The 18,078-nt window shown below is 36.5% G+C and carries 14 protein-coding genes and 1 pseudogene; 5 read left to right on the forward strand and 10 right to left on the reverse strand.

Features of this window, described 5'->3' with window-relative positions:
• Window positions 1–1,325 precede the first annotated feature (1,325 nt).
• Window positions 1,326–1,547, forward strand: coding sequence for a hypothetical protein (locus GQR47_RS12470; protein ID WP_165723849.1), 222 nt, complete (start codon window positions 1,326–1,328; stop codon window positions 1,545–1,547).
• 113 nt (window positions 1,548–1,660) lie between these two features.
• Here GQR47_RS12470 and GQR47_RS20510 read toward each other — a convergent pair.
• From GQR47_RS20510 to glpK, 3 genes and pseudogenes are all read right to left on the reverse strand, one after another.
• Window positions 1,661–2,002 (reverse strand): annotated as a pseudogene (locus tag GQR47_RS20510) (patatin-like phospholipase family protein); the annotation flags it as partial.
• A 192-nt stretch (window positions 2,003–2,194) separates the two neighbouring features.
• A complete protein-coding gene (locus GQR47_RS12480) occupies window positions 2,195–2,926 on the reverse strand; it encodes an MIP/aquaporin family protein (protein WP_002963131.1) in 732 nt (243 codons plus the stop codon).
• Window positions 2,927–3,155: 229 nt separating this feature from the next.
• Window positions 3,156–4,637 (reverse strand): glycerol kinase GlpK, encoded by a 1,482-nt coding sequence (glpK, locus tag GQR47_RS12485; RefSeq protein ID WP_024597707.1) that lies wholly within the window; start codon window positions 4,635–4,637, stop codon window positions 3,156–3,158.
• Window positions 4,638–4,805: 168 nt separating this feature from the next.
• Between glpK and GQR47_RS12490 the strand changes: the two genes are divergently transcribed.
• Window positions 4,806–5,567, forward strand: coding sequence for a DeoR/GlpR family transcriptional regulator (locus tag GQR47_RS12490; RefSeq protein WP_024597706.1), 762 nt, complete (start codon window positions 4,806–4,808; stop codon window positions 5,565–5,567).
• Window positions 5,568–6,883: 1,316 nt separating this feature from the next.
• Window positions 6,884–8,500, forward strand: a complete 1,617-nt coding sequence (locus GQR47_RS12495) for a glycerol-3-phosphate dehydrogenase/oxidase (RefSeq protein ID WP_165723850.1) — start codon at window positions 6,884–6,886, stop codon at window positions 8,498–8,500.
• Window positions 8,501–8,605: 105 nt separating this feature from the next.
• Here GQR47_RS12495 and GQR47_RS12500 read toward each other — a convergent pair whose 3' ends face one another.
• The 4 genes from GQR47_RS12500 to GQR47_RS12515 form a co-directional block, all read right to left on the reverse strand.
• Window positions 8,606–9,658, reverse strand: coding sequence for a patatin-like phospholipase family protein (locus tag GQR47_RS12500; RefSeq protein ID WP_165723851.1), 1,053 nt, complete (start codon window positions 9,656–9,658; stop codon window positions 8,606–8,608).
• Window positions 9,659–9,795: 137 nt separating this feature from the next.
• On the reverse strand, window positions 9,796–11,202 hold the full coding sequence (locus GQR47_RS12505) for an alanine/glycine:cation symporter family protein (protein ID WP_007377576.1): 1,407 nt from the start codon (window positions 11,200–11,202) through the stop codon (window positions 9,796–9,798).
• Window positions 11,203–11,323: 121 nt separating this feature from the next.
• Window positions 11,324–12,235, reverse strand: a complete 912-nt coding sequence (locus GQR47_RS12510; RefSeq protein ID WP_165723852.1) for an arginine deiminase-related protein — start codon at window positions 12,233–12,235, stop codon at window positions 11,324–11,326.
• The gene (locus GQR47_RS12515) at window positions 12,232–13,305 is read right to left on the reverse strand and encodes an ornithine cyclodeaminase (RefSeq protein ID WP_165723853.1); all 1,074 of its coding nucleotides are present in this window, start codon (window positions 13,303–13,305) and stop codon (window positions 12,232–12,234) included. Before GQR47_RS12515 ends, GQR47_RS12510 begins: the two co-directional genes overlap by 4 nt.
• Window positions 13,306–13,476: 171 nt before the next feature.
• Between GQR47_RS12515 and GQR47_RS12520 the strand changes: the two genes are divergently transcribed.
• The gene (locus GQR47_RS12520) at window positions 13,477–13,908 is read left to right on the forward strand and encodes an Lrp/AsnC family transcriptional regulator (protein WP_004334897.1); all 432 of its coding nucleotides are present in this window, start codon (window positions 13,477–13,479) and stop codon (window positions 13,906–13,908) included.
• Between the two features lie 229 nt (window positions 13,909–14,137).
• Here the strand turns inward: GQR47_RS12520 and GQR47_RS12525 are convergent, their stop codons facing one another.
• From GQR47_RS12525 to GQR47_RS12535, 3 genes are all read right to left on the reverse strand, one after another.
• A complete protein-coding gene (locus tag GQR47_RS12525; protein ID WP_165723854.1) occupies window positions 14,138–15,151 on the reverse strand; it encodes a patatin family protein in 1,014 nt (337 codons plus the stop codon).
• 282 nt (window positions 15,152–15,433) lie between these two features.
• Window positions 15,434–16,423 carry an LLM class flavin-dependent oxidoreductase gene (locus GQR47_RS12530; protein WP_165723855.1) on the reverse strand — a complete coding sequence of 330 codons (990 nt, stop codon included), beginning with the start codon at window positions 16,421–16,423 and terminating at the stop codon, window positions 15,434–15,436.
• Between the two features lie 141 nt (window positions 16,424–16,564).
• Window positions 16,565–17,308 (reverse strand): siderophore-interacting protein, encoded by a 744-nt coding sequence (locus tag GQR47_RS12535; RefSeq protein WP_024605140.1) that lies wholly within the window; start codon window positions 17,306–17,308, stop codon window positions 16,565–16,567.
• A 295-nt stretch (window positions 17,309–17,603) separates the two neighbouring features.
• Between GQR47_RS12535 and GQR47_RS12540 the strand changes: the two genes are divergently transcribed.
• Window positions 17,604–18,023: a MarR family winged helix-turn-helix transcriptional regulator gene (locus GQR47_RS12540; RefSeq protein WP_024605139.1), complete on the forward strand. Its 420-nt coding sequence runs from the start codon at window positions 17,604–17,606 to the stop codon at window positions 18,021–18,023.
• Window positions 18,024–18,078: the final 55 nt, after the last annotated feature.

Genomic DNA, 18,078 nt, shown 5'->3' on the forward strand with positions numbered 1-18,078 from the left:
TGCTTTAGGCATGTTTTATATATCTACTGAGATATTGCGAGTGCCAAAATGGGACAAGAGTCCACTATTAAAGTATGTGGACTCTCAACGTGTACCAATACGGAAACATGTTTTTTATTTCAATTTTCGGAAAGGTTTATCAGAGGGGCGATTTAATTTAGGTTTTATTAATTAACTATGTGCAGCCATTAGATTATCAATGTCTGTTAGCTGGTTTGGGTTTCCGCTTCGCTATCGGCTGTCGCCATGTGAAAATAATTACCGAGTATAAATACCCCCCATAAATCCCATTATGTTACGGGCTAGAACCGCTACGCTTAAAAGGGCTTTTGTTCTAGTTCGTGTGGGGGCTGCGCCATTTTCCACACGAAAAACCACAAGCGCCCCGCCTTTTAGATATTTTGGCGGGGCGCTGTCTAAACATAACGCGGCTTAAATTTATGGGCTTTTTTATTCTATACATCGTCAACGTAACTTGCTAGTAAAGATATCAAAACCATGATCAAACCATATCTTTAAATAGTTCTAAAAAGCTTCACGTTTACTCGCCCCCGATTAAAATATCGGAAAATTATAGAAGTTATTCCTATCACGACAAGATAAGATCAACACATCATGGGACAGTTAAATCCACTTTTAACAACTTAAAAGTACATGAGAGCATGTTTAAGAACTTAAGGAACTAAATAAAGCTTCAAATTCAATGTTTATTTGACCTTCAAGAACAATTGCTGGATATTGTAGTTTAGTCGGCAAAAATAATGATGCTTAGTTTATTCGACAACTAAATTTTAATAATGGAGATTACATGTCAAAATTACACCTTTACAAGTACAAGGGTGATAAATGTCAACACTGTGAGAAGTCTATTTCAGAGGTTTTAAGCCGCTACGGAGTAATTAAAAGGATTTTTGAATTCCATCATATAAAACCGGAGTTAAAAGATCCCAACTACTCAAATTTAATAAAAGCAAAAAACTTCCACAAAGCAACTTAAAGAATTAGATAAATGCGTACTATTATGCGCTGAATGCCATAATATTCTTCATTCACAAAATGATAACGTAGAGCTTGAACTTAGAATCGCTTTAAATGAAAGAGTTATAAGTAAGAAAATATCTGGTTGGCTTATTACTGACCATATATCAAAGATAAAGAAGTTCATAACAGACGAAGCTTATCTTTTACAGCCTTATGTTTTAAAAACAAAAAATAAGGAAGAAATATATATTGCTTTTGAGATCTTAAATGAACCATCAATATTATTTAATCTAGTTAATAATCTTGATGATAATGATGAACTATCTTTATATAGCTTAGCTAACATGACTCAAGTTTTTTTTGCTAAACGTACTTCAGATCAACTAAATATAGACATACACAGCCTTTTTAGAATAGTTAACATTGAAACTCTAGATAGCTTTAAAGGTCAGAACTTTTGGGTTCAAGGTGGTTTCTTTTTAGATGAAAGTAATACTGCCATATCAGATTTTAATATTCATTTAACAGCTGAAGCTGGTAAACTAATCTTAAATAATATTGTATAGTATATTTATATCTTCACATATCTAATTTAGTAATCGGTGTAAAACTGTCATAGATTATTCACTCTATGATAGTTGAAATAATGACATAATAAATTTAATGGCGGAAGTTTAACCTATTTGGGAGGACTTAGTTTAATGCTATTATTTATTCTTTTGTTGAAAGCTTCGGCCAATTTCTCAGTTTCACTAAAAACGGTATTCCAATATTTAATGCGTGTATCTGCATCAAGATCGGTAAAGTCGTTTCTGTCTGGGATTTTTCCGTAAGGTAAGCTTACTATAAATTCTTTTGATGGAGTGATCATTACCACATTATCGTAATTAAGTGGTGATACTTTACGTTTTAAATTTTTATCGAACCACCCTGCTTTTGGCTCACTATTAAAATGCGGATATAAAATAAGTCCTGGGTTATTAATTTTTAAGTCAAAGTGGTAATCGATAATCCCGCCTTCCGATATATAAATTTTTATACTTTTTATTTATATTTTTGTATTGGTAATAGCTTTAGCTTTAAATAAAAAAGGGCTACACGCCCTTTTTTATTTAACTATATTGCTTATATAAATTATATTTTTCTTTTGTGTGTTCAGAAAAGTAGTCTGTGTATAATCATTTTTTAGTCAAATTAAATAACTATATTTCAATTATTTAACTAGTATATATAATAAAGCTGCTAAAACACTCCCTATTATTGGACCAACTACCGGGATCCATGAATAACTCCAGTTACTATCAGTTTTACCTTTTATTGGTAATAAAGAATGTACAATTCGCGGGCCTAAATCTCGAGCTGGATTTATTGCATATCCAGTAGTCCCGCCCAGAGAAAGTCCAATACCCCAAACAACAAAAGCAACAGGTATAGCGCCTATTGAACCTAAGCCTATTTTTACGCCAGAGCCATCGTCAATTTCAGCTGAAGAGAAGTAAAAAACACAAATTAATAAAACGAAGGTCCCTATTATTTCACTAAGTATATTTCTAAACGTATTTGGTATAGCTGGAGATGTACAGAAAACAGCTCGTTTTAAGGTGGGATCGTCAGTGGCATCGAAATGATCTTTATAAACTGCATAAACTAACGAAGCGCCAACCATCGCGCCAATAAATTCCGCTAAAATATAACTTGGAACTTCGGACCATGGAAATGATCCAGCTACGGCTAAGCCTATTGTTACTGCAGGGTTAAGGTGTGCTCCACTATAGGGACCGGCAACAACCACACCGATAAAAACACCAAGTCCCCAAGCAGTGGTAATTGTCATCCAACCGCCGCCATGGCCTAGTGTTTTCTTTAGTATGTCATTGGCTACAACTCCGCCCCCAATTAAAATAAGCAGTGCAGTTCCTAGTATTTCTGCTAAGAAAGGTGACATTTTAATATTCCTTATTAATTATAAACATAAAACCACCCTCAATAATGATATCTATTGCATAAGTATAAGCCATGAATATTTTGAAACTTTTTTACAGCTGAAAATTACCATAAAATAAGTATCAACTTATTTATTTTTACGCTTGGAGTATGTAGTGATATCATAAAAATAGTCTCCACTAATAAACCTTAATAGATATGTTGCTATGGTTTTATAGTTAAGTGGCTTATTATTCGCTTTGTACTTTTTTTACCGCATTACACCATCCGGCATATAATTCATCACGTTTTGATTTAGTCATGTTAGGAACAAATCGTTTATCGCAATTCCAGTTAGTCGCTAATGATTCAAGTGATGGGAATACACCCGCTTTTAGACCTGCTAAGTAAGCTACACCCAAAGCAGTAGTTTCACTTATGGTCGAACGGTCAACTTCGGCTCCTAAAACATCAGACAAAAATTGCATAAGCCAGCCATTTATTACCATACCGCCATCAACTCTTAGTACCTGTGGTCTTACGCCATCAGCTTCCATTGACTTTTGAAGGTCTTTAGTTTGAAAACAAACTGACTGTAATCCAGCTGTTACGATCTCTTTTATACCCGTATCTCGGGTTAAGCCAAAAATTGCACCTCGCGCATTAGAATCCCAATAAGGAGCACCTAATCCTGTAAAAGCGGGTACCATATATATACCGTGATCTAGCGAGGTATTGCATGCAAGTGACTCTGTTTCTTCAGCTTTTTGGATTAATTGTAGACCGTCTCTAAGCCATTGAATTGCAGCACCTGCAATAAAAATACTCCCCTCTAGCGCATAAGTTGGTTTCCCATTTAATCTATAAGCTACTGTACTGAGAAGTCTATTTTCAGATTCAAGTACTTTATCGCCAGTGTTAACCATCATAAAGCATCCTGTACCATAGGTACTTTTAGCCATTCCTGGTTGAAAACAAGTTTGCCCAAATAACGCTGCCTGTTGGTCTCCTGCCATTGCAAGAATAGGTACTTCGTAACCTAAATAGCGTTCATCTGTTACGCCAAAATCATCTGATGAATCCATTACTTCTGGTAACATCTCTATTGGCACATTCAGAAGTTCAAGTAATTCCGCGTCCCATTCTTGGGTATGAATATTAAAGAGCATAGTTCGCGAAGCATTCGTTGCGTCTGTGCGGTGCTCTTTTCCACCTGTCAATTTCCACAATAAATAAGTGTCGACAGTACCGAAGATTAAATCGCCTTTTTCTGCTTTTTCTCTAGCATCGGGACAATTTTCTAAAATCCAATTTATTTTAGTTGCAGAAAAATATGGGTCTATTAAAAGGCCGGTTTTTTTTCTAATTAACTCTTCTTTTTCTGCGGCCCTTAAATCATTACATAACTCTGACGTACGTCTATCTTGCCATACAATCGCGTTATAAACGGGCTCACCAGTAATTTTATCCCATACTATTGTCGTTTCACGTTGGTTAGTAATACCAATGGCAATAACCTTATCGTGTTGAGGGTCTAGGTGTTTCATTACAGCTGTCATTGTTTGCTGTACAGAAGCCCAAATATCTTCTGGTTTATGTTCTACATAACCATCTTTTGGAAAGTGCTGGTCAAATTCTTGTTGTTCTAGGTATGCAATATTACCATTTAAATCAAATAGCACACTTCTAGAACTAGTCGTACCTTGATCAATTGAAAGGATATAGTTATTCATTATTTTTTCACTTTTACTTTCGGTTATTTTCGTTTTTGTACTATTACATGGATTAATTGCTACATACAACAAAAATACAACTTTAATATATAATTATTTATATGTGATTTTCATTTGTTAGCTCTTAACCTATAATTTACTATTAACTAAATTTAAAATGCGAAAAAAATGACTCAAGACCAAAGACACGAATCCATACTAAAATTATTAAAAGAAAGAGATTCAATTTCTATTGAAGTACTAGTAAGTCATTATGAAGTTACACCACAAACAATAAGACGAGATCTGGCTTATCTTGCTAATTTAAATAAATTGAGACGTCATCATGGCGGCGCTAGTGCCATTTCAAGCATTCAGAATACAGCATATCAAACTAGAAAAATCATGGACTTAGAAGCTAAACAAAAAATAGCACAGCATGTAGTTCGTATGATACCTAATGGCTCTTCCTTATTTATAAACATAGGCACTACAACAGAAACAATCGCGAAAGCACTTCTTGGTCATGAAAATTTGAAAGTTGTAACTAATAATCTTAATGTTGCGGCTATATTAGGTGTTAAGAAAGATTTTTCTGTACTTATCGCAGGTGGAGAAGTTAGGCACAGAGATGGCGGGATTATTGGTGAGACCACAGAGGATTTTATTAAACAATTTCGTATGGATTTTGGCATTATAGGTATTAGTGGCATAGAAGAAAATGGTGCGTTACTTGATTTTGACTATCGTGAGGTGCGCGTAGCCCAGGCAATCATTGAAAATTCACGTAAAGTTTTACTTGCTGCAGATCACTCTAAATTCGGTCGGTATGCGATGGTAAAATTAGGTAATATCTCGCAGGCAGATAACTTTATTACCGATGCTCAGCCACCCGAAAGTATACTTACTTTACTCAATGAGCACGATGTCGAACTGCATATAGCTCAGTAAAAGCTTAACATAACAGTTAAATAGATTTTCCCTCATCATGGGGAAATCATGAGCTTTCCATTTTAGCTACAGCATGATCGAATAGGCTTCTGATAAGCAGAAGTCCCATACAATTAATTTTTGATGAACATTTTTCAATAATATCCGACGAACAACTGCAATCTAGAGTCGAATATAATCTTCATGCTATTTTATTCACTCTCGTTGTAGGTGTGTTCTGCACCGAAGATGGATGAAAAGCATTGAATACGTTGCTCATAATGAGATTGATTTGCTTGAAAAATATGTCTTATTTGAAAGTAGTCTTCCAGTTCACAACACTATAGATGGTACTATTCACCTATATCATCTGAAAAGTCATACCTATTGTATTAAATTAGTGATCTATTATAGCGCTGAGGAAATAGCGCGATAACAAAGCAAAATTATGACATAGAGTTGTTATCTCCAATTACTCTCTGCATTTTCCTGTATTGCTCTCCCTCCTGCCCCTATGCTGCCAGCTATTAATAATTTTTAACGTAGAGAGTTATTTAAGAAGATAAAATGATCATGCTTTTAATAGGATAGATATTACAACAAAACTTTATACGTTGGACACAGGCTGCACATATAGCAACAAACGTTGGCGTTATAGCCATAGATGGTAAAACTATTTGTGGCTTTAATGATAAGAAGCCAAAGAGACATACAATCGATATAACAAGCGCTTTTCAGCCGACAATAGCTGTTGTATCAAGAAAAATAACGATAGCTAACAATAAACCTCCAACTGGCTCAGCCTAGCTTGATTTATCGGATATCAAAACGCCGTAGTAACTATTGATTCAATGGGGTGTCAAAAAACTATAGCGGAAAAAATTAAACTCCTAAGTTTTTTATTGCTTTACGGTGGGTTTGATATAGCTAGACTAATTTTCATTTATGTACTTTAATGTTTGCAAATGTTCGTTATTAAATGTTATTTTTAATAAAAAGAAAATCGAAGTAAATAATAACTTCGTACTGTTATAGCTATTCAGAGTCTTAAAATACAATAGTTATCTGCAGTAGCTTGGTCATCCTTGTTAATCAGATCAATTAATTTTTTATTTCGTTTGAAGGCTTACTTGTGTCAAGTACTTAAATGTTAGGTAACAAATCTTGAGTTAAATAATAAAAATATCGAAAGTATTTTTATTATTACTCGTATACTTACTTACCTGCATGCCTAGTATAAATTTTGATAGCACGATAAATACCGTTTAGGACATTAATACTTTAAATTTAATTGAGCTGGTCTAAATAGCTTGATATTAAAATAGGTAATTCAACAAATGAGTCAACTTAGAGACAACAATATTAAAAAACTTCCTCAAGATATTTATGATGTTTTGATTATTGGAGGGGGTATTAACGGTGCTGTATCTGCTGCTGCTTTAGCCGCTAAGGGCGCTAGAGTTGCCTTGATAGACAAAGGTGATTTTGCTGGTTTCACTAGTTCAAACTCATCAAATTTAGCTTGGGGTGGCATAAAATATTTAGAAAGTCATGAATATAATTTGGTTAATAAACTTTGTAAAAGTAGAAACCATTTAATGCGTAGCTATCCTTCTACTGTTAAAGAAATTCGCTTTTTTACAAGTATCCAAAAAGGCTTTAGATTTCCGGCATTCTTTGTTTATTTAGGTACTATTCTCTATTGGTTTATGGGCCGTTTTTTTACTAAATCTCCTAGATACCTCAATGCAAAAAAAATAAAATCATCAGAGCCAGTCATTAACACAAAAAATGTAGAGGCTGGATTTGAATATTCAGACAGTTTTTTATTGGATAACGATGCTCGTTTTGTTTTCAATTTTATTCGCTCTAGTATGAGCCATGGGTGTATTGCCGCTAACTATGTAAGTTCGCAGGGCTCTACTCGCTCTAATGATATTTGGACTACAAATGCAGTAGACGAGATGTCTAAAGAGAAGTTTACTATCCGCTCTAAAGTTATTATTAACGCAGCAGGCCCATTTGTTGATCCTATTAACAATACAAATAGTCAAACCACAGCACATCACCATGTATTTTCAAAAGGTATTCACCTTATTGTTTATAAGATAACTAACAGTAACAAAGTACTGACGTTTTTTGCAGATGATGGTCGGTTGTTTTTTGTGATCCCCATGGGCCCAAAAACGTGTATTGGTACAACCGATACACAAGTTCATAGTCCGCACTCACAAGTGACTGATGAGGATCGAAACTTTGTGCTTGATAATGCTAACAAATTATTAGAGTTAGAAAAGCCAATTACAAAAAATGATATTATAGCCGAGCGCTGTGGAGTTAGACCATTAGCAATTAAAAAAGACGGTAATGGTAAGGCTGACTGGGTGCAGTTATCGCGCAAGCACGCTATAGATACAAATAGTGATCAAAAATATCTTTCTATCTTTGGCGGAAAACTAACAGATTGTATTAATGTAGGCGATGAAGTGGCTGATTTAGTCACTGGATTAGGTATTAAGTTACCTTATGAAGATTACAAATGGTACGGTGAACCTGACGACACCGTTAAAAATGAGTTCATGCATCGTGCAAAATTAATGAATTTGGATGGTTTAACACCTAAAACATCTACAGAGGTACTTAGTAAGCGGTTTTGGAGACGTTACGGCAGAAATGCGATTAACATGCTAGAAAAAATTCGTGAAGCACCTGAAAAAGGCGAACTCCTTATTAAGAATTCGGAGTACTTACGTGTGGAAATTGAACACGCTGCTGAGCGGGAAATGATAACTAAACTCAGTGATTTTTTACGTCGACGTTCTAAAATTTCACTGGTTGTAAGAAAAGAAGATATTCTTTCAGATCCTGGTTTACATGAAGTCTGCCAAATTCTATTTGGTAAGGATAATGCTGAAAATAAACTTCAGGAGTACATTGAAGAGATATCTAAATAACCATTTACATCTATTCTTACGACTTTAAAAGCTTGGGTTAAATGTTATAGAAGAAGTCTGTTAACACGATTAAAATTAATTATGTTAACTGACTTCTTATAGCAACTAATAAAATATAGTTTTATTTTTAAAAATTAATAACATTTTTAACTTTTTATCAAACGCTTCAGCTAGCCTTTCTGTTTCACTAAAAACTATATTCCAATATTTAATACGCGTGTCTGCATCAAGATCGGTAAAATCGTTTCTATCTGGAATTTTTCCGTAGGGTAAGCTCGCTACAAATTCTTTTGATGGGGTGATCATCACTACATTGTCATAATTAAGTGGTGACACTTTACGTTTTAAATTTTTATCGAACCACCCTGCTTTCGGATCGCTATTAAAATGCGGATATAAAATTAAGCCTGGGTTATTAATTTTTAAATCAAAGTGGTAATCGATAATTCCGCCGTCGCGATATATTCCTTGCGGCGAGCCTACAATATTTTTTATGCCTTGCATAACAAGTGGTATTGAACCCGATGCAAGTAATGCATCTTTTAAATTATTTTGAGTAAGCGCTATGTTTTGCGTTTTAAAATTGTAGCTGTCGGTAATTGATAAGTCACTTGTTGCTGGGCCAAATATAAAACGCTCATACTGTGAGCCTAATAATTTTCGGTTAACGCGGTTTAGCATATAACTTTTTGATAAACCCAGTAGTTGTATTATTTTATTTTCGCTGGCAATAAAGCCATTCGATTTTGCTACTATAAAGTGCGCTTTAAATATTGGGTTATTTATAATTTCGGTTACGCCGTTATCGCCAAAAACATCTTCAAGTAATGCGCGCGCTTTTATTGTTATTTCACTTGGTGTTGGTTTATTACTTGAGTATCGGGTTTGCGAATACGATTTTGCTAAGCGCTCAATGGCAGCAACGGGATCGTTTTGTGCAAAACACGCAGAGCGAAAAGCGCCGGCAGATGAGCCAATTAAATTAAGTGGCCGGGTTCGGTTTTTAAAAAATTCACCAAAAATATACTTATCCAACCCAAATAAGGTAAACCACTTTGGCCCACCACTTGCACCTAAAAAAGAGGTGAAAAGTTCAGGTTTAAAGCCCTGTTCGTTAATAATTTTAGCCGCTGTTTTCCCTGCGTTAATCTCGATCATCTAAAAAATTGTGCCTTTTATTTTGGTTGCTTCTGTTATTTCTACAACACTGAAAGTGAATACTTATGCAAACAAAAAGCGATTTTATGTTGCCATAAAACCGCTTTTTATAGTTAAGTGTGCTTAAAGTACGTGAATTAATCCCAAATGCCGTCTTCGCATTTGCCCTGTACTTTTACATCTTTTACTTTAAATTCGGGCTCTAAACCTTTGTCTCTTTGTGCGTGGTAATCGCTCGTAACAGACAAAATAGTCGGCGTTAACAGTATAATAGCGATAACGTTAACCACTGTCATTAATCCTAAGGCAATATCGGCTAAATCCCAGACTTCTTTTAATGTGGCCGACGCGCCCCACAACATCATTGATAAATAAAGCAAAGTGTAAATGCCGCGCCCTACTTTGTTGTCGAGCTTAAATAAGTGCAAGTTGCTCTCTGCATAGGCGTAGTTTGCCACCACCGATGTAAAAGCAAATAAGGTTATAGCGGCTGCTACAAAGTAAACACCACCTTGTGCTAAGTGAGCAGTCATCGCGCTTTGTGTTAAACGAATGCCTTCCATTTCACCGCTTATGTCTATATCGGCCAATAAAATGATCACAGCGGTACAGCTACACAGTACGATTGTATCGAAAAATACGCCTAGCATTTGTATGTAACCTTGCGTTACAGGGTGATTAGGAATTGGGCTGGCACTTGCTGAAGCATGCGGCACACTACCTGCACCGGCCTCATTAGAATATAAACCACGTTGAATACCGTTTTTAATCGCAGCGCCCATTGCACCGGCGCCTGCTTCTTGTAAACCAAACGCTGATAAAAATATATCTTTAAGCATGGCGGGTACTTGCGTGAAATTTATAATCGTAATAATTACCGCCGCAAGTACAAACACAATGCCCATTATTGGCACAACACGCTCTGCAAACCGGGCAATTGCTTTAAAGCCACCGAGTATAATTGAGCCGGCTAGCACGGTAATAACCAGGCCTGAATAAAATGTAGGAACTTCAAACGCGTAATTAAGTGCGTCGGTAATTGTGTTCGTTTGCATTGCGCTAAACGTAAAGCCGTAACCTAAAAACAAACACGCAGCAAACACAATTGCAAACGCCCGGCTACCCAAACCTTGTTGAATATAATACGCAGGGCCCCCTCTAAACTCGCCGCCACTATCGCGCACTTTATATACTTGCCCAAGTACACTTTCGGCAAAGCCTGTAGCCATACCCAATATGGCTATTACCCACATCCAAAATATTGCACCGCTGCCGCCAAGTGAAATTGCCACAGCCACACCGGCTAAATTACCAGTGCCTACTCGTGCGCAAAGCCCTGTACACAACGCTTGAAATGATGAAATGTCGTCTTTTTTACATTTGCTACTGCCTTTTAAGAGGCTAAACATATGTTTAAATTTAAGTATTTGAATTGCTTTTAGTCGTACTGAAAACCATACCCCCGTAAACAAGAGTATATAAATAAGCACCTGGCCTTCTCCCCACAAAAGGTTGTTTACGCTTTTGACGACGGTATCGAACATTGCTAATTCCTTCTTATATTTTTTATATTAATACCCTTTTTTGGGTATAACGGCTTTTGCTTGCGACATCGACTAAAAATTTAATGTAAATAAGGCAGCTAAGCTGCCTTAAAACTATACATTATTTATTTTGCAAATGAACTCCTGCAATCATGCACCTAACTGAGCCACCAGCCGACTCAATAGTAGGTATAGGTAATGGCACAAGCTTAGCCGTTTTTTGTATAACTGTTATTTGTGCCGGTGTAAGTGCATTAAACGCAGTTTGCGATAAGGCTAAAATACGACCATTTTTACCTTGTAGTTCAATAGCATTGCCACAAAAGTTATTAATTTGCTCAAGCGTTAAATCGATAACTTGATGATGGCTTTTCAAAAAATGTTTAGCTAACTGTGCACGTTGTTCAATTGGCACCATATTTAAACTGATCATTACAAATTTTGTAGCAATACACATTAAAACATTAGTGTGATAAACCGCAGTTCCTTGCTCGTCATATGCGTTAAACACTATGGGTGATAGTTTTAATTGCTCACATATTGTATTAACCACCGACTTGGTAGTTCTTTTTGATTCTACCGCGTAAGCGAGTTTATTTTGATGATCGATAACCAGTGAACCAGTGCCTTCAAGAAATGAATTTTCTTTCGATAAAAATGAATAATCAGTCACTGAAGACACTTTATAGTGATCCGTTAAAAAATCAATAATATCTTTTCGATATTCTAATCTTCTGTTTTCTACAAACATTGGATAGATTATTAATTCCCCACTTTGATGAGTTGAAAACCAATTGTTAGGAAAAACTGAATCGGGAGTGTGTGTTTGCTCATCTTCAAAAAGGTGAACTGTTACCCCTTCATTTTTTAATATTTGTACGGCATTAGTCACTTCTTTAAATGCTTGTTCACTTTGATTTTGTGCTAAGCATTCACTTTGAAATGCGTTATCGAGCATTGTTTGTGGGTTAGACGTAAAGTGATGCGGACGTACCATAACAACCGCACTCGGAGCTTGATTTACGTGGCTCATGCTACGTGCTCTTGTGCTGATGTTTGCTCTGTATTAAGTACCGAAAACAAGTTGCGCGGATCGGCTTGCTGTGTAATTAAATCGAGCAATGTAAATTCACCGCTTTTAATAAGTTGATCGCGTATAAATACAAGCGCTGTAAAGTCTTCGCTCGCAAAGCCTACACCATCAAAAATAGTTAATTCGTCTTGGCTAGTACGGCCAAGCGATTGCTTATTAACGACTTTATGAAACTCAGTTACAACAAAGCTTTCACTCATTTGTTGTATTTCGCCCTCTATTCGAGTTTGTGGCTCGTACTCTACAAATACATTAGCGCGCTCGAGTAATTTAGCATCTAACTCTGTTTTACCTGGGCAATCGCCACCTATGGCATTAATGTGCACACCTTGTGGGATCATGTCGTTTGTTAAAATTGTAGCATTGGTTTTATCGGCAGTGCAGGTTGTAATAACGTGCGCACCTTGCACAGCTTCCTGTGCGCTATTACAAATAGTTACGTTTAACCCGTAAGCACTTAAATTAGTAAATGCTTTTTTAGACGCGTTTGCATCTATATCGTATAAACGAATATGTGTTATGCCCAATACAGCTTTAAATGCCAGTGCCTGAAACTCAGACTGTGCCCCATTACCAATTAATGTAAGTGTTGTTGAGTTTTTTGGTGCTAAATACTTAGCCACCAGCGCCGATGTAGCCGCTGTACGTAGCGCTGTTAGTAGGCACATTTCGCTGATCATTACCGGATAACCACTATCTACATCGGCTAAAATACCAAATGCAGCGACTGTTTGAAGTTCTCGAAAGGTGTTTTTTGGGTGACCGTTTACATATTTACAGCTGAACATCTGGCCATCACTCACAGGCATTAGCTCTATTACACCCTCTGGTGAGTGTGCTGCATAGCGAGGTGATTTATCAAACTCTTTCCAACGGGCAAAGTCGGTTTCTAATTTATGTGTTAGCTCTAACAAAACGTTTTCGATACCTAAGCTATTTATAAGCTTAGCCATTGCCTGAACGCTAACAAACGGAACGCCTTTTTTTGGCTGTGCTATAAAATGACTCATGTTGAAACCTCTTAAATAAATGTATTAGTTAATTTAAAACAAGTTTAGCGAGGCCGCATGCTATTTAATATGGCAATTAGTTATACAAATTTTATTAATTTTTATCACTTTGCTATGCAGGTATATACAAATTGTGTATTTTAGTAGGCCATGCTCTAAAAGGTTTGATTTATGACTCCTTATATTTACGATTCCCTTGATAACGCTTTAATTGCTGAATTACGAAAAGACGGTCGCGCCTCTATCTCTGCTTTAGCAAGTTCTTTAAATGTGTCACGCGGGACAGTGCAAAATAGATTAGATCGATTAGTGAGTTCAGGCGCTATTTTGGGGTTTACTATAAGAGTGCATGAACACATAGAAACCGAAGCCGTTCGTGCAATTATGATGGTGGAAGTGATTGGTAAATCAACTTCTCAAGTTATTAAAACTATGCGTGGTATACCCGAACTTACAAAATTGCACACTACCAATGGTGCTTGGGATTTGGTAGCAGAGATACAGGCCGCGAATTTAAGTGAGTTTGATGGAGTACTTAGGCAAGTAAGAGAAATAGACGGTATTTTAAATAGTGAAACGAGCATATTACTCTCATCAACTTAGGTTTATTTTTAGGTTTAAAATGACACCCATTTATATTATTTAAGTGTTCACAATAATTTTAGCTAATTTAAAAATTTAGAATGACACCCATTTATAGTTTTAAAGAATTGAAGCGCCAGAATCTAGGGGTTAATAAACATACAAATTTAAGTGGGTGTCATTTAAATGAAGAATAGTACTGCAATTTTAAGTTGCAGTACTATTTGCAATCTAGGTATAAGAATTTGGTTTAATTGTAACTATATTCGCTTTGCGTATAGTTATGCGTATTGCTGATCTCAAATTGGCTTTGCTGCGCTAAATAAGATCGACCTGCAGCTAAGCCTAATTTATGATCAAAACGTAAATCGTTATTTGAACTACCTAATAATTTGCTATGCAGTTTTTCGTCTGCAAAAATTTGTATTATTTCCACATCACTTGGTGGATTTGCAATAAACTCAAGCTCATCTAAATACGCTTTTTCGTGCTGTATCAAGTAGTCCAATGTTTTTGGACAATAGCCTGATGCTATAGCAAATGTTCTTAGCTTTTGTACCCATGCAGATTGCGCTTGAAAATTAGCGTCAACCGTTCTTATTACAACAATTTTACGAGCACCTCGGTTGTAAGCCTCACGCACGGGGAGTGGAGCGGCTAAACCGCCGTCTAGATAAAAATCGCTCTGTGCTTGTTCTTCAACAAGATGTGTTTCATTCGCTGCTTTTGCGTTTAACCAAGGTGTTAACTTTACACCTTGTTTGTACAAAAATGGCAGTGCGCTTGACGCCTTTAAAAGATCACGCCATTGATTATCTTCACCTGTTGGTGATAAATAATACGGCTTTCTGTCTCGTGCATTTGTTGCTGTAATAAGCAGTTCACGCTCACCTAAACTGGTTTTTGCCGTTTTAAAATCTATGGCTCTTTTTACTTCAGTCGTTTTGTCAAAGTACCAATCTAGGTCAACTATGTGCTTACCCATTAACCCACGACCAAGCTGAAAAAAACGCTTGTTACGCGAAAGCCCTCTAATTAGGCGTTTAGCATAGCCTTTTTGACGCGCTAAGTAGCTAGTTAAGTTTTGTGAACCCGCTGAAGTACCAATGAATAAATCAAAAGGGTCATAGCTTTGCTCTAACCACGCATCAAGTACACCGGCTGTAAATATCCCTCGCTGTCCGCCACCTTCAGCAATCAGAGCAACTTTTGGCTGCGCTGTTTTGTTAACTGAATTAGCTGTTGCGGTGTTTAGAGAGTTCACGGTGTACCTGCCTTTAATTTTATGATGTCTGGTTTATAGCTACATTATAAAAAACAAAAGTGATATCTTAAAATTGATTGTTTAAATCAGTTCAATTGAAAAAACAGAACGGCATATAAAGCAAAATATGTACTAAAAATAGAAATAAAATTTACTTTGAATATTTAAATAACAAATACAGACATCACTTAAAGTTAATAAAATGAGTTAAAAAAGTTTAACTTTTGATGATGTCTGTATATTAACAAGCCCAGAGTGTACGCTTGCTTAACTAACTATATTTTAGTGTTTTATTTCCATTAAAATTTCGAGTGCACGGTGGCGTTTTTCACTATCAAACACATCATTCGTAAATATAAACTCATCAACTTCTAGCTGTTTAGCTATCATCTCTAACTTGTGTTTAATACTTACATGTCCGCCTACTACGCTTAGGCTTAAAAAGTTCTCTACATGAGCGCGCTCTTGTTCGCTCCATAACCCGTCCATGCTTTCAACAGGTGGTTTTAGCCACAGCTCATTACCGCGTATAAGTTCGAGTACACGTTGCTTAGAAGTAGTCGACAAGTATTGCGCTTCATCGTCGGTATCTGCAGCCACTAAAGGCAGTGCAAGCATTACGTATGGCTTATCAAGTACGCTTGATGCTTTAAATTCGCGCTTATACAGCGCTATTGCATCGTGTACAAAGCGCGGTGCAAAATGCCCTGCAAATACGTACGGTAACCCTTTTTGCGCCGCTAGTTGCGCGCTAAATAAACTCGAGCCTAATAACCAAATCGGAACGTTTGTGTCCTCCCCCGGTATAGCACGTATAGGATGCGTACCATTGTAAGGACCTAACAATGTTTGCAGCTCAGTTACTTCACCTGGGAAGTTTTCTGCACGGCTCATATCGTTATTTAGTGCACGACTCGTTACGGGGTCGCTACCTGGGGCACGCCCTAGTCCTAAATCTATTCGCCCAGGATATAAGCTCTCTAATGTACCAAATTGTTCAGCAACAACTAATGGGGAGTGGTTTGGCAGCATAATACCGCCTGACCCAACGCGTATCTTTTTGGTATTACCTGCAATGTGACCAACCAAAATTGAAGTGGCCGCACAAATTATACCTGGCATATTATGATGCTCAGCAAGCCAAAAACGGTTAAAGCCAAGATCATCTGCACGTTGGGCGTATTTAGTACTTTTATGAAGAGTGTTAGTAACGCTGTCCCCTTTAATCATGGGGGCAAGTTCTAATAACGAAAAAGGAATGGAATTCAACAAAATAGTAGCTCCTAAAAATGCATGCTAACAATGTATTACATCATTAGCATAAAACACTTAAATGGGTCTGCTATTAGGTCAATTCAAGTTACGCAGTGGTATTAAAGCAAAATAGGTATATGTTATTTTGCTCTAAGGTATTCAAGCAAGCTGTGCATCACGTTGGCGCAGCTCTTTATAGCCTTCTGAATCCACGCCTTTTTTCCAATACCCTGAGGAAACAATACTACCGCGTGGTATATTAAATTGCTCTGTTAACAATGTCTTTGCTTTACGAACAAGCCCAGCTTCCAATGCCATAAATACAATGGGAGGCTCTGCTGTAATGTGCAAATTTTGAAGCGCGCTAAGTAGCGCTTCGTCAGCATTGTCGGTAACAAGCCAATTAACATCGCGGCTTGTTTCTAAATCAATAATGTCTTTTTCGGTGGGTACATGTACAAAGGCATCAATTTTTGAAAATAAAGGTAATTGCTGTATATACCCCTTTATTGCATTTACCGATGTTAAATCCCCTAGCAACACATAATGCGAATGCCCATAATTATCTAGCTTTTTAGGGCCTGGGCCTGCAATACCTACCTCATCACCTACTTTTGCAATTTTAGCCCAGTCAGTTGCCGGACCTTGGTGCATATTTATAACAAAATCAAGTGTTAACGCGCCTGTTTGTGCATCTACATGCCTTATTGTGTAAGATCGCATACACGCTGTTTTTAAGTTAAAATCTACTTCACCATTTTTTGGGATCAGTACTTTTACATAGTTACCAATGTGCTGTGAGGTTAAGTCGTTAAAATCATCAGAGCCTACAACAATGCGTTGTAGGTGTGGTGTGATTTGCTGCGTACTTAATATGTTAGCTTTGCGAATTTGTTTACCCATGCATTACCTCGTTTTACAAAACTTGGACTTTAATACCAACTTGCATAAATCTTTGATCAATTTAACGAATTAAATTGCACTATAACGTTGTTAAAAATTTTTTATTTAGAACAACTAGATACAAAAATTTTAGCCTAGTTCTAGCGTAATTTTCTTAACGTTAAATAGACCCCATATATAAGCAGATTGGTATAATAATTGGCTGCTATAAAAGCAGACATTGCACAACGCCCCATTGGTTGATAAAATCAACTATAACAAATTAATTGACTTTGTCAACTATATTGAGAGTTTTATGAATACACCTTTATCAAATACGCTATTTGAATTGATGCAAAATTACCGCGTTACAATTCGTGAAGCAATTAACGCAGGCGAACTTGGTATTAATGCTATGCACGTACGCTGCATACATATTATTGCGAGCGTAAATAACTGTACGGCTAACGATATTGTTACTAAAACGCAGCGCGACAAAGCGCAAATAGCACGTTTAATTAAAGATCTTATTGGCTTAAATTTAATAAATAAACAGGCAAGTGAGCACGATAAGCGCTGCTTTATTTTGTCGCTCACAGAGCAAGGTAAAGTTCTTTTTGATAAGTTATTAGCCTCAGAGCAGAAAATAAATAATCAAATGTGTAAAAACTTAAACCCTCAGCAAATCAAAGACTTTTTAGATATCGCACAGCAAATGATCAAAAATATGGATTGATCGGTTATACATTTCTTGGCATAACTTACACAAAACGCATATACTGTACACTTAT

It is taken from the genome of Pseudoalteromonas sp. Z1A2 (genome assembly GCF_011378755.1).
In the GTDB taxonomy this organism is placed as follows: domain Bacteria; phylum Pseudomonadota; class Gammaproteobacteria; order Enterobacterales; family Alteromonadaceae; genus Pseudoalteromonas; species Pseudoalteromonas distincta.

Excerpts from the sequence above, each read along its gene's own strand:
- GQR47_RS12470 (WP_165723849.1), top strand. The coding sequence starts at position 1,326 with ATGACTCAAGTTTTTTTTGCTAAACGTACTTCAGATCAACTAAATATA.
- GQR47_RS12480 (WP_002963131.1), bottom strand. The coding sequence starts at position 2,926 with ATGTCACCTTTCTTAGCAGAAATACTAGGAACTGCACTGCTTATTTTA.
- glpK (WP_024597707.1), bottom strand. The coding sequence starts at position 4,637 with ATGAATAACTATATCCTTTCAATTGATCAAGGTACGACTAGTTCTAGA.
- GQR47_RS12490 (WP_024597706.1), top strand. The coding sequence starts at position 4,806 with ATGACTCAAGACCAAAGACACGAATCCATACTAAAATTATTAAAAGAA.
- GQR47_RS12495 (WP_165723850.1), top strand. The coding sequence starts at position 6,884 with ATGAGTCAACTTAGAGACAACAATATTAAAAAACTTCCTCAAGATATT.
- GQR47_RS12500 (WP_165723851.1), bottom strand. The coding sequence starts at position 9,658 with ATGATCGAGATTAACGCAGGGAAAACAGCGGCTAAAATTATTAACGAA.
- GQR47_RS12505 (WP_007377576.1), bottom strand. The coding sequence starts at position 11,202 with ATGTTCGATACCGTCGTCAAAAGCGTAAACAACCTTTTGTGGGGAGAA.
- GQR47_RS12510 (WP_165723852.1), bottom strand. The coding sequence starts at position 12,235 with ATGAGCCACGTAAATCAAGCTCCGAGTGCGGTTGTTATGGTACGTCCG.
- GQR47_RS12515 (WP_165723853.1), bottom strand. The coding sequence starts at position 13,305 with ATGAGTCATTTTATAGCACAGCCAAAAAAAGGCGTTCCGTTTGTTAGC.
- GQR47_RS12520 (WP_004334897.1), top strand. The coding sequence starts at position 13,477 with ATGACTCCTTATATTTACGATTCCCTTGATAACGCTTTAATTGCTGAA.
- GQR47_RS12535 (WP_024605140.1), bottom strand. The coding sequence starts at position 17,308 with ATGGGTAAACAAATTCGCAAAGCTAACATATTAAGTACGCAGCAAATC.
- GQR47_RS12540 (WP_024605139.1), top strand. The coding sequence starts at position 17,604 with ATGAATACACCTTTATCAAATACGCTATTTGAATTGATGCAAAATTAC.